This window comes from Mesorhizobium sp. B2-4-7 (assembly GCF_006442685.1).
Classification (GTDB): domain Bacteria; phylum Pseudomonadota; class Alphaproteobacteria; order Rhizobiales; family Rhizobiaceae; genus Mesorhizobium.
In genome coordinates this window covers 1203113-1215887 of the sequence record NZ_VFVH01000001.1, presented here as the reverse complement: position 1 = coordinate 1215887, position 12775 = coordinate 1203113, and the positions used below count along the sequence as shown (strand labels likewise).

The window sequence follows — 12775 nt, the reverse complement described above, 5'->3', positions numbered from 1 at the left end:
CAAAACGCAATGGTCTTATCTCTTGAGACTAGGCGGAACGGCTTAGGGCTAGGCTAGTTGCTTCTCCAAATCAGGAGAAAGCAGATGGATAAAAGCATTGGCCAAGCGCGTTGGTTGCTCGCGCCAACTTTCGCCGCAGCCGTCACATTTTTGGTGATCGGCATATTCCTTGGCTGACATGTCGTGGATCGGCACAGCTACGTCCCTTCCTGTGCTGATAGGGCCCGCAAGCCGCTTCGGTGGCTGGCGGGCCCTCTATTTCCAGTATGTTTGGTGAGCAAAAGACAATGACATCGATCCAGAGAACCAATGAGAGTGGCAACGCAAACCAACCGGCAAATGACAACGATGATCATGCGCCTGCGCTACTGGACGCTGTTTCTTTGACGAACGAGGAAAACATTGCCGACCTTGTCAGGCGAACCGAGCGCGTGGCGATTTTGGTAGTGTTGGGAATGGGGGGCTGGTTGATGTTAGTCCCCGCTATCTACCTTGTACTGAGCCACCGAATATGAATGAATAATTACGCCAGCATATGATCGCCCGTCTCAGGGGCCGGGGTCGGACAGTTTCATCATCCGCGCAGCTTTTCGCCTCGAATTCCAGCGTGGCGCTCGTTACCGTGACGCTTGATCATCTTGTTGGGCTGCAGCACCTGATCTGGAACTCGAGCGCGGCCCATTGCTGACCGGCTCGCTAAAACACACCACCAATGCCTATGCCGCCACTGATGTCCGGTGGGGGAGGCGCGGGACGTCTCGGGGCGGCCTGCGAGCGTTTCGCAGTCGTCCGTACGGAGCCGTTTCGTGAAGGGGCGGCGTCCGACGCTATCTTAGCCGGCTTGGCCTTCACGATGACCGGCTGCTTGCAGATTCTGCCTGAGCGCAAAAAGAGATCGCCCAGCAGTCCGACGCTCGGCTCCGTCGTCGCCGCGACTTGCTTGGTATTCTTGTAGTAGTCGGTGAGAGCACGGATTGAACCCGTGCCCCAATCTCCATCAATCTGCATCCGGTAGCAACCCAAGCGACGAAGTTCGGTCTGAACGTTGCGCGCAAGATCGGCTGTCTTGTCTTTGTCCGCCTCGCCCATAGATGCGCCGACAATGAGCGTTTCGAGACCGGAGACGACGCTTTGGCGAGCGTCCTCAACCCTTTCGGTCGGAGACAGATTGGCGACCTGTGTGCCAACCGGCTCCGGTGAACTGGCGGACGGTGCCGGAATCTCGACCGACCGCAACGTCTGTCCGACGATTAGCACGGCGGTCTGCAGGTCATTGGAGGCAAGTTCGACTTGCAATCTCTTCTTTGCCGCAGGGTCCGCAAGGATGCGTGAAAGGCTTGCGCTCAACTGTCCCGGATCGAGTACCTGTTGCTCCGTGAAATAGAACTGCTCACGCAGGTTCGATTGATCCCACGGCACTTGACGGCCAACCGTCAACGCTTCGGTTTCGTTGCGGACGCGGATCATCATATCCGAAATGCTGAGCCCGGGGATCTCGAGATTCTTCAGCAGCGCAATGGTGAACGGGCTGTTTTCGCCGCCGCCATCGGCCGTGACATTGCCTGGCTGGGTGGCAAAGGCAACGAACGTGTTTTCACCGACTTCAACTTGCGCCAGACCATTGCCGGCACCGGCACCGAGCGGATTGTTGCGGCACGCGTCCAGGAATATGAACGTCTGGCGGTCGCGGCGCGCGAACCGCGCGATCACATCATTCAGCTTGATGGCCGTGGCGGTGAGTTTTTCCAGGCTTTCAGGATCGGGCGTATCGACCGGGAGCAGGTAGTTTTCGCCGTTCAACTGCACGCCATGACCGGCGTAGATAATCAAAACTGCGCTGACGGTAGGCAGCCTTGCATCAGCTTCTCGAAAGATTCTGGAAAAATCTTGGGTCGAAAGATCGGTGCCCGTCAGGACCTCAAAATTTAGCCGCTTCAAGCTCTCTGAGAGCTTTGCGGCATCATTTGCAGCATTGGGGAGATGCTCAAGTCGGCTGCTTTGATAGTTCGAATTCCCGATGACGATCGCTAGCCGGTTGCGTGGCTGCGGCGCCGCGGTCGGCTCGACCGCGGCGCGAGCACCAGCTGAGCCAAGAAGCAGGAAAATGAGAAACAGTGGGACACGAAACAGAAGTCCGTTGCAGTGGGTCATGTCAGCACGCTCGCTCCGGCCTGCCTCAATCTTGGTCCAGCAACTTCCCAACGCACCACGACGCAACCGCAATCAGCCTGAGCGCCTGCCCCATACCGGCGAAGGTCACCAAAATTTATACCAAGAATCCTGTCAAAGATAGGGAAAAGGGATTTGTATGCGATCAGTCATTGGACTGTGGAGGACAAGATGCCGACCAAGATCAATCTTGCGCTGCCGGTTTATGGAGCAGCCTACAAAAGCGTGTTCGTTCGCAGCCTGTTCGCGGCCTTAACTCATAAGAGCCTGTCCAACTACGCCTTCACGCTGTCGGAAATCGAGTACACGGATATTCCATTTTCGCGGAACTATCTGCTCACGAATTTCTACTACAATAAACCGGATTGCAGTCACATTCTGATGATCGACAGTGACATGGGCTTTTCACCTGATCTTATCGCGGCGATGCTGGCGCTGGACAAGCAAGTCGTCGGCACCCTGTATCCGCGGCGCCGGATCGATCTGCGCAAACTCCATTCCCTCTCGACACTGCCCTTCGACAAAGCCTTTGCGCAAAGCCTGGAGTTCATCGGAACCGTCGTCGAACCTCGGCAAGAGCAAGAAGGCTTTGTCCGGGTAACGTCATGCGGCACGGGCATCTTTCTGGTCTCCCGCGACTGCGTGACGGCCATAATCGAGAAGTTACCCGAGACGGTGGACCGGTCTCGTTACAGAAAGAGCAAGTACACCGCTCAGTTCGAGAATTTCCTGACGCCATTTGCGAAGATTGTGACGCCGGAACTGGACCTCCCTACCGATTTCTCGTTCTGTCACCGCTGGGTTGAGCAGTGTGGTGGCGAAATATGGGCAAGCTACCATCGCAAGATCGCACATGCGGGAGATCTGACTGTTTCGGCGGCCTATTCTGATCTTTAATGATGCCTTTGAAGATTGTCCACTGCTTTTGACCGGTTCATTTAAGTTTACGATAGTGTCCTTGTCGCCACAGATAGCCTTATAGTCTCCTGAGAGCGAACGCCAAACCATTGCCGTCCAGCAACGCGACGCGTACAGTGCCGGTTAAGCAGTCAACGATCCCATGAGATGGATCGTTGATCTATTTAATTGCCTTGATTTGTGACGGTATCGATTTCTCGTAAGGTGGGGTCGAATGAGAGTGTCGCGCGAGGCCTATCAATTGACGGGAGTCTCGTTGCTCGCCTTAGCGGCGGCGTCCACGTTCCAAGTCTCTGGCGCGGCGGCCTGCTCCGCTACTGCAAACGGCGGCGGCACTCCCTTCCAGGCGACATCGGTTACCGTGAACTGCACGACGACCGGGGATTTTCAGGACGTCGATGGCGTATTCACCACCCGATTTAGCGGGTTCGAGAACTCGTCGGAAGTCATCGTCAACGACTACGACGGCAATGGCGACGACGTCGTGAGAATTTTTGGCGGCCTCCTGACCGATAAAGCGGCGACAACACCCGGTGTAGGCGGCCTGCCTGCGGGAGGGTCGACCTCCTTGCAGCCGGCGGACGGTACAATCGAACTCCTCGGCGGCAACGACCGGTTTGAGATGTTCTATGGGGATTTCTTGGGGGTTCCGTACGCCCCAACCGTCGCGGCCAATCTCAATACCGGGGCGGGGGATGACCTGGTCGTCATCCAGAGCGGCAGTATTCAGGACATTGACCTTGGAGATGGTGCCGACAGCGTCGTGATATTCGGCGACGGTACACAGGTTGGCAACGTGACCGGCGGCAGTGGTGACGACCTGTTATCGATCGGCATCCTCACTACCGAGGAGGGAATTTTTTTCAGTGCGCCGACCGTCGGCGTTCTCTCCGGGGGCGATGGCAATGATACCATCATCATTGCGGGGGGCACAGTTGATGCCCTGGATGCCGGGGCTGGCAATGACCGGGTCAGCGTCAGCGGCAGTGCCGCGGTCGACCTCGACCTCGACGGAGCGGGCGGAAACGACACGATAATGGTCGCTGGCAACGCCACCATTGGCGGCAGCATATTCGGCAATGACGGCGACGACACCGTCAACATAAACGGCGGAACCATAGGCGCCACGACAGGCGGCAACATCACCGGCGGCCTAGGCTTCGACAGCGTCTCGGTCGTCGGCGGCGACATAAAGGGCGGCATCGACGCCGAACATGTCCATTTGTCGGGTGGCACGATCGAGGGTGACATTACCGGCCTTGGACCCAACACGCTAACCATCGATCATATCGGCGCCGTCGAGCCGCTCATCCTTAGCGACGGGGTGCTATTCAGCGGTACAGGCGCCAACGGCACAGTCGTCGACACCGACCTTGCCGCCGGCGGCAAGAGCCAGAACTTTGCCGGCTTCGACAATTTTTCGGCCGACCATTCGACCCTTCGCTTCAGCGGTGGCACGCAGGGCATAAACCAACTCAACCTCGGTAACGGTTCAACGCTGTTCATCAACGGCAACGTCACTATGCCGGGTTCGATCATCGCGACAAATTCCCTGATCAACATGATGGACGGTGTCGCCGACGACGTGTTGATGCTCGGCGGCCTCGCCCTCCACAGCGCCACCATCGGCCTCGACATCAACCAACAGACGCTACGGTCGGATCAACTCGTTGCCAATGCGTTTTCGGCTGCCGGCACCAGCACCATTATTGTCAATCTGCTGGGCACCCCCCAATTCGCCCAAGTGACCAATATCCCGATCATCGTCTCGGCCAGCGGACCGGTTGCCGGCACCTTCCGTCTCGGAAGTATTTCCGGCACGCCGGGTTCGCTTTTCAGCTATGAGATCGTAAACGGCCCGAATGGCGGCTTGTTCCTGCGTGCCACGCCGGCCAGTTTCGGCATTGCGGCGGCGCCGACCAGCGCGACCAACGCGGGCGCGGTCGAGGTGGCACTCGACGCTCTCTACGGCATAAACCGCGACGCGATCGATGCTGACCTCCACCTTTCGCCTGCATCCGGATCTGGAATGGTACCGGTTTCTTCGAGCTTCGGGGTCTTTGCTTCCGGCCAGTTCGCTCATACCGAGCATGACGGCTATAACATCAGTGGCGGCGGCTTGAATGGCCCCGGCCCGAGCTTCGATGCCAATGATTTTTCGGCTGCCATCAGCCTGGACTTCAATGCCGCCAAGCATTTCCAGTTCGACAATGAGTATGGCCTGAACATCGGTGTATTCGCCGGCTACGCCTCGACTGACGTCAATCTCGGAGCCTTCCAGGGATTTGATGCCATAGGGGAAGGTAACAACAAGGCCGGACTGTTCGGCGGCTACGCACTGTTGCGCAAGGACTACAATTACGCGCTGGTCTCGGCCTCCGGTTTCTTCGGCCGAAGCGACGTGATGAACGGGGTGCTTGACACCACCGGCAGCTATGACACCGAGGGCTACGCGGTCACGGGATCTGTCGGCCACATCTTCGCGCTGGGCGAACGCACCCGTTTCGATCTGCGTGGCGGCCTGCTTGGTGTTTCATTCCGCGGCGATCCCTACACTGACAGCGGTGGCAATCAGTTCGGCAAGAGCCGGCTTTCATTTGGCGCCATCAAGTTCGAGCCTGGCATTTATGGCGATTACACGCTGAGCAACGGTATGGTGTTCAGCCCCTATGCGCGTGGCGAATTGCAGCAGCGTTTCGGTTACAAGAACACGACCGAGATCGGTACCAGGACGATCGCCTTCGACGATGCGGATTTTTCCGTGGCGCTATCGACGGGGTTCAACCTGAAAGTCTCGGAGTTGACGACCGTCAACGGCGAAGTCCGTGGTAAGGCCTCGTCGGATAGCTCCACTATTGGCGCCAAGCTCGGACTTAAGATAGCTTTCTAGCGGTTCCTCGATCCGCGGATCATCCGCGCCCGCGCTGAGTTCCTGACGTCTTTGGGATGGGAATAGCAGGACCTTCGAATCCCCCGCACTCAGGCAAGGTGCGGTATCGCGATGCCGGGATCGCGGGCTGGCCAAACACACCAACCGGGATGCTCGCCAATTGGCAGCAAGTGCTCTATGCTCTCTGGAGACACCGCATGGTCGTGATGTCGATACGGGGTTCTGTTGTCGTAGGCAGGGGGAGCCATGTTCGAAGTTCTCGGAGTCTGGCGCAAAGCACGGTCAAGAAGCAGAGTCGCCGCGAAGACGCTTGGCTTGATCGTTTCGTTGTTCGTGTTGTTTTTGCCCGGACTGGGAACGGCGAACGCGCAGACGAACTGGGCGCTCGATCCGACCGCTTCGGTCCTCACCTATCAGTCGGTCAAGAAGAACACGATCGTCGAAACCAACAAGATCAGGAATATTTCCGGCAGCCTTACTTCGACCGGCGACGCCAAGGTCTCCTTTGACCTCAACTCAGTGGATACCGGGGTCGACCTGCGCAATGTCCGGATGCGGTTCCTTTTCTTTGAGACCTACAAGTTTCCAACCGCCGAACTGACAGCGAAAGTGGATCCGGCGGCATTTGCCGACCTCGCCACCAAGCGACGTATGAAGGCGGTTCTTCCATTCCGTCTCAACCTGCATGGGGTCGACAAGGATCTTGAGGCCAATGTCGTGGTGACCATGGTCAGCGACACCATGGTGTCGGTCGCCTCGGAGGCCCCTGTCGCGGTGCATGTGGAAGACTTCGGTCTATTGCCCAATGTCGACAAACTCCAACAGGCGGCCAGTGTGACCAACATTGTTCCTACCGCATCGGTGTCGTTCGATTTCGTGTTCACGGCCGACGGAAGCAAGCCGCCCCCCGCCCAGACCGTTGCGGCAAGCACCGAGGTCGGGCCCGTCGCCACCGATGCGACGAAGACCAACTTCAACGATGAGGAATGCCTCAACAGGTTTGCGGTGCTGTCCCGTACCGGGGCGATCTATTTTCGCCCCGCGAGCGCGCGGCTCGATGCCCAAAGCCGCCCGCTCCTCGCTGAGGTCGTCGGTGTCGTCAGCAAATGCCCAGGCCTAAAGGTCGAAGTTTCCGGACACACCGATGCCGATGGACCGGTTGCAGAGAACAAGCGCTTATCGGAGCGCAGGGCCCAGGCAGTGGCCGACGCCATTGTTGGAGCGGGCATTCCGCGCACGCAGATCACGGCGACCGGCTACGGCGAGGAACGCCCAGTCGCCGGCAACGACACGCCGAAGAACAAGGCGCTCAATCGGCGCATTGAGTTTTCCGCCACCAAGCTCGTCAACTGAGGAAGGATCTGTTGTCCCGGTGGGTTTCGATCTGATCGCCCGTCGCAGTAGCCTTCTGCGCGCAATCGGGCTCGCGGCAGTTGCGCTGCTTTTCACTTTGACGGCAGCCGATGCCGAGCGCCGTACAGCGCTGGTGCTTGGCAACTCCCAGTATCAGCACGCCCCGGCACTCGCCAATCCGGTGCGCGACGCCAAAGCCATGGCCGAAAGCCTGAAGGGTCTTGGTTTTGACGTCGTTTCCGGCTTCGACCTGACCAAGTTGCAGACCCAGACGACAATAGCGCAGTTCGCAAAGCAGGTGCGCGGGGCGGACATCGCGCTTTTCTTCTATGCGGGCCATGGCTTGCAGGTTTCAGGCAGCAACTACCTTCTTCCGATCGATGCCGCCCTGGAGGACGAGACTTCGCTCGACTTCGAGGCGGTGCCTGTCGATTTCGTTCTGCGACAGATGTCTCGCGAGACCAGCATAAGGCTTATTTTCCTCGACGCCTGTCGCGACAATCCTCTAGCCGAGGTGCTGGCAAAGACCGCCGGCGTCAGGGGAGCAAAAAGCGGCCTTGCGGAAATCTCGATCGAGAATGGCGGTGCCGGTACGCTTGTCGCGTTCGCCACCAGTCCAAATCAGGTCGCCTACGACGGATCCGGCAAACATTCGCCGTTCACCTCGGCGTTGCTTGCGCACATTGGCGAGACAAATGTGTCCATCACTGAGGCGATGAACCGTGTTACCGCCGATGTGTTCAAGGCAACCGCTAGCAAGCAGCGCCCCTGGAGCAACGTCTCGCTGACCACCGAGGTCGTCCTGCACAAGGTTGATCTCAACGCACCGCTGATCGTCGGTGAGGCGGGCGTTCCCGGACCGCAAGGCGGCTCGGATACGCGCAATGCCACTGCTAATCCGTCGAGCTCCGCCAATGACGCCCAACTCGCACTCAATGTGCTCCGTCAGAAAATCCCAAAACTCGCCTCTGACGACCCGATCTTTTTCGACGTTCCGATCGATTTCGGCGACCCCGAAATCGATGGGAAGAGTATTGCGGAGCTCATAAAAGGCGAGCCACGCTTCAGTCCGGTGGAGGGCCTCGACAATTCGGTATGGCAGGGCAAGCACTGCGACGGCTGCCATGAGTGGAACGAGACCCGACTGTGTGATCAGGCGAAGAATTTCGCCGCCAACGATGTCTCCGTTCTGCGCTTGCAGCATCCGCTTGGGACACGCTTCAAGGTGGCGCTCGCCAAATGGGCTCAAGGGGGTTGCAAGTAGGCGGGACGGAGGGCGTCCTCCAGTTCTGTGGGTGCCGGTCGTGTGGGCGAGTGCCCCTAAGATGCATCCGTTGACTGGTGGAGGGCCTCGATCTCGGCCATCTGGATACCGATTTCGACGAACGCCGACAGCACCGAGAAACGGTCCACGAGCGCCACGCGTGCCAGACCGGCCAGAATTCCGGCATTGATTGCATAGGCAGCAGGAGAAGGTTGCAAATCCAGTGCCGGCATCGCGGCCACGGCTGACCGATCTTCACGCGATCCCGCAGCCAGGATAATCCAGCCGACCGGGGTTGTTGGCGATTTCGCCGCGGCGGCTCTGATCTCTGTTCGATGGCGGGGGCTGTCGGGTTCGCTCACCCAGTCGCGGACAAGACCGAGCAACCGGTGATCGGTCTCATCGAAGAGGTCGCTCAGATGGCTTAGGCATTCGTGGGCCCACCAGACTGCGGCCCGCTCGGGAAGCAGGTAGGCGCAAAATGTAATCGCTTCCTCAGGAATGCGCCCGGCGAGGAGGTCGCGGCAAAACGCGATCGAGTGCTGTTCGGTCGGAGGAGTGCGCATGTCCCTGGTGATAGCGGGACAAGCTGCGAAAAGATCCCGTGCCGTTTTGAATCGGAGCCCATGGGCCATGAACGCCGCGCTTTCATCGAGGAACTTTGGCCACTCAAGCCTCAGGCACGGCGCGGGTCAAGTCTCAAGCCGTGCCACGGCCAAAACAGTCGCGATGATCGCACCTCCAACGTTTGGCCACAGACAATTGCGCTGGAATTTGATATGTTCGCGATCGATCAAAATCGGATACTCAAACAGGAGGAGCGCTATGCAGTGGAGTCGTTCAGCCTTTGTGTTGGCGGTCGTGTTTTTCTCGAACCATGCTTCCGCCGATCCGGCTCGGAAATCAGAAGACATCGTGAAGTTTTTTGCCGGCGCAGCCGATCTTGGCAAATCTCGAGGAATTTGTGTCGGTTCCGAAGAGGAGTGCAACAAGAGCAACACCAATGGGCAGCAGGAAGGCAGATCCAACCTCGACATGCTGATCAATTTCGGGCTGGATTCGGCCCAACTCGACGCAACCGCGCGCGCTGAGCTCGAAGAGTTCGCCAAGGCTTTGAAAGACAACCGGCTGAGCACGTTCAACTTCGTCGTCGAAGGCTACACCGATGCGACGGGCACGCTGCGCTACAACGAAGGTCTGTCACAACGAAGAGCGAAATCGGTGGCAGCTTTCCTGACGGCCAGCGGTGTCGAGGCCGCGCGCATCAACGCCGTCGGCATGGGCGAGAAGAACCCTCGCAACGCCAACCCGTACGATCCTGCCAACCGCCGCGTGGAAATGCGGATAAAAACGCAATAACCGTCGAAACTGCGCGGCAAACCGAGGGGGAACCCTTCTGCGCAAGAAACTCATGCCAGACCTGACGCTCAGAGCGTATTTGGGATCGAGCCCATGAGAGCAGTGATGGCCTGTTTGTATTTTTCGAACTCCGGCGACGTCTGACGGATTTCGGTGGTCGTTGTCTGTGACCCGGCGTCGGTTGCCTGATGAGTCAGCTTCTGGCCCATTTTTCTTTCGGCCCAGTCCACCACGTAGCTGGCTGTCTTGCCGGTGAGGAACGGGTTGGCCTGGATGACGGCCGACCCCAGGACAGCGCTCAGCTGCGCCGAACCTGATGCCGACAGAACCTGATGCGCGCCTTCCATTCCAAGGAAATGACAGAGATAGAGCCGGCCGGCCGTGATTTGGTGGCCGCGCTGGCGCAGGTAGGCCTCGCCTTCGCGCGCCAGGTTGCGCACCATCTCTCGCGAGATCGTGGCGTCGTAGCGCAGGGCGAGTAGGTCGTCGGTCGACAGCGTGCGTGCAAGCTCCGGGCGGTAGGTATTCATCATCCTGATCCAGGTCTTGGTTATGAACTGGCCGGCGCCCGTCGCGGAAGAATTAGGATTCTTGGCGCGAGCACTACCGCCACTTTCGACGTGAACGATGCGCTCGGTGAGCGTTTCGACCGCGGAATCGTTCGATGCGACCGCGGTAACCGTGCCCAAGGGGTCGATCGCCTCGCCGTTTTGGTAAAGCTCGAAATGCAGGTGAGGGCCGGTCGATAATCCGGTGGTGCCGATATAGCCGATGACGTCGCCTGCCTTGACCTTGGTGCCGACGCCGGCTTCGATTGCAAATTTCTGCATGTGCGCATAACGCGTCTCGCGGCCGTTTTTGTGCAAGATCTTGACCAGATTGCCGTAGCTTCCCCCATCGCCCTGGAAGGTGATCTCGCCATCGAAGGCGGCTGCGATCGGCGTGCCGACGGGTGCCGCCCAATCGACGCCCTTATGGATGCGCACGGTCCCCAGAATGGGGTGCTTTCGTGGTCCGAAGGTGGAGGTCATGACGCCATTCACCGGCGTGACCATGCCGTTGGTGACTGTCAGCGAGCGTACCTGATCGTCACCTGTAACACACGCAAACTGGCCGTCGCTTTGCTGGAAGACAAAACAGTCGAGGCTTTTCTCGCTCCCCTGCACGCCCACATACAGAACCCGTCCCGCGCCCTCGTCCTTGCCCCTGGGCGTCTGTGAATAGATCATCACCAGACGCTGGTCCTCGCTTGCAAAGGCGTCCAGATCCTGTCCTCTCGAAAGATACATGATCGCCTCGCCGATCACGCCGGTTGGAACATTGTTGCGGGCTGCCGTCGAATAGATGGCGTCGAGCAGACGATACTGTCGTTTATGCGTACCTTCTTCCTGTGCGCCCGAATAGTTGAACAGATCTTCGCGAACCCAGGGATCAACACCCGACACGAAGGCGCCCGCGCCGTTGCGCGTCAGCGTGCCGACGAACAGGTTCTTGGCGTAGATCGAAACCTGCATCAGGGACATTGCGCTCGTGTCGCGCGTCGGCCTGAACCCTCGCATCGCAACGACGTAACCCGCTGCCAGGCCGTCCCGGTGGAAAAGCGCGCTCAGGGCCTCGCCTGCCAGCTTGGCATCCTGCGCGGAGAAGTGCGCATCCAACGCTACGCTGTCCAGACTGCGATCATTGAGAACCTTTACGAACGTGTCTTCGGTCGCCGCGAATCGCTGGTACTCATTGGTGACGGCTACGACGCTCGTGTTGTTCTCGATCTCGGTCTTCTGGAATGCCGGCAGGGCTGCATCGCCTGCATCGATCGTCTCACCCCATCCGGCTTCGGGATCGTCGCTGTCGGCTTTCTGACCGGAAGCCGCTTCAAGTTCCCTGGCGGGAGGCGAGGGTTGAAGATCGTTCTCCAGATCGCCCGATGGCGCGGCAGCGGTTTTTCGTTGCGCTTGGAAGAATGCGAAATCCTCCTGCGTCGACGGTATCGTCGTCATGAATTTTTCGCTGGCGCTCAGCATGACGTCTGACAGGACTTCGAGCTGGGGAGAAACGTCGGCCTGATCGAGTTCTGCCGGACGCGGGACCACTCGGCCTTTGGTTGCGGCGCCGGCATCTGGCGCAAGGGTGATCCACATCGGGTCCCCCGCCAGATCGATCAGCGCTGGCACGTAGACGGATGCGTCGGCCGGCACATCGTCCGCCCCCTCGACCGCATGCAACTCCTCGTCTTCGTCGCCGAATGACCAATAGTCCGCGGTCAGGTAAAAACCGGCGGCCACGCAAAGCAGCACAGCCGAGGTCAAACCCACCATCAACCTACGCCATAGCGTGCGCCTGCGAAGGGCGGCGCGCGCCTGCTTCTTCTGTCTGAAGCTCGTGTCGATATGGTGTGTCACGGATTGCTTGCGGTCAGGAAGAAGGTCCACCGCACCTGTTCGAGGGTGTCGACTTCCAGAAACCGGGCGGTGATGTGGCCGCGCTGCCAGCATTCGTCACTGCCGCGGATCGAGAAACGTCGCCGTTCGATGCACATTTCGGTCAATCCGGCGAGGATGGCATGACCAAACACGTCAGTTGCATAGATGTAGACGTAGCGGTTGGTCAGTTCCTCCCGGATAACGTTCACGCATTGGTTTGCGCCGATGGTCCACCATCCATCGGTCTGGTCCGCATTGTCGACCTTCTGGCCGACGGCGAGATTGACGACATCGAGTGTCTGATTGCAGACCGTGAACTCGGCTCGCGCTTGGCTGGACAACAGCAGGGCGAGGGGAGCGCCCAAAATGATCGCGAGTTTCATGCGCGCCCTCGGGGCAGAT

9 protein-coding genes are annotated in these 12775 nt (G+C 59.0%); 5 read left to right on the top strand and 4 right to left on the bottom strand.

All coding sequences use genetic code 11. The features are described from left to right. Positions 1-696 precede the first annotated feature (696 nt). Positions 697-2151, bottom strand: a complete 1455-nt coding sequence (locus tag FJ946_RS05985) for a caspase family protein (RefSeq protein ID WP_140498313.1) — start codon at positions 2149-2151, stop codon at positions 697-699. 189 nt (positions 2152-2340) lie between these two features. Between FJ946_RS05985 and FJ946_RS05980 the strand changes: the two genes are divergently transcribed. The 4 genes from FJ946_RS05980 (at position 2341) to FJ946_RS05965 (ending at position 8594) form a co-directional block, all read left to right on the top strand. After that, positions 2341-3066, top strand: a complete 726-nt coding sequence (locus FJ946_RS05980; protein ID WP_140498312.1) for a hypothetical protein — start codon at positions 2341-2343, stop codon at positions 3064-3066. A gap of 235 nt (positions 3067-3301) precedes the next feature. Continuing rightward, positions 3302-5977 (top strand): autotransporter outer membrane beta-barrel domain-containing protein, encoded by a 2676-nt coding sequence (locus FJ946_RS05975; RefSeq protein WP_140566536.1) that lies wholly within the window; start codon positions 3302-3304, stop codon positions 5975-5977. Between the two features lie 246 nt (positions 5978-6223). Beyond that, positions 6224-7330: an OmpA family protein gene (locus FJ946_RS05970; RefSeq protein ID WP_140566538.1), complete on the top strand. Its 1107-nt coding sequence runs from the start codon at positions 6224-6226 to the stop codon at positions 7328-7330. 19 nt (positions 7331-7349) lie between these two features. Next, the gene (locus FJ946_RS05965; RefSeq protein ID WP_140560437.1) at positions 7350-8594 is read left to right on the top strand and encodes a caspase domain-containing protein; all 1245 of its coding nucleotides are present in this window, start codon (positions 7350-7352) and stop codon (positions 8592-8594) included. A gap of 56 nt (positions 8595-8650) precedes the next feature. Here the strand turns inward: FJ946_RS05965 and FJ946_RS05960 are convergent, their stop codons facing one another. Then, the gene (locus FJ946_RS05960) at positions 8651-9160 is read right to left on the bottom strand and encodes a hypothetical protein (RefSeq protein ID WP_224619122.1); all 510 of its coding nucleotides are present in this window, start codon (positions 9158-9160) and stop codon (positions 8651-8653) included. Between the two features lie 259 nt (positions 9161-9419). Between FJ946_RS05960 and FJ946_RS05955 the strand changes: the two genes are divergently transcribed. Further along, positions 9420-9953 carry an OmpA family protein gene (locus tag FJ946_RS05955; RefSeq protein WP_140498307.1) on the top strand — a complete coding sequence of 178 codons (534 nt, stop codon included), beginning with the start codon at positions 9420-9422 and terminating at the stop codon, positions 9951-9953. 68 nt (positions 9954-10021) lie between these two features. Here the strand turns inward: FJ946_RS05955 and FJ946_RS05950 are convergent, their stop codons facing one another. Further along, positions 10022-12352 carry a M23 family metallopeptidase gene (locus FJ946_RS05950; protein ID WP_140566541.1) on the bottom strand — a complete coding sequence of 777 codons (2331 nt, stop codon included), beginning with the start codon at positions 12350-12352 and terminating at the stop codon, positions 10022-10024. Beyond that, the gene (locus FJ946_RS05945; RefSeq protein ID WP_181165311.1) at positions 12349-12756 is read right to left on the bottom strand and encodes a DUF1036 domain-containing protein; all 408 of its coding nucleotides are present in this window, start codon (positions 12754-12756) and stop codon (positions 12349-12351) included. The genes FJ946_RS05950 and FJ946_RS05945 overlap by 4 nt, the downstream gene beginning before the upstream one ends. Positions 12757-12775 lie beyond the last annotated feature (19 nt).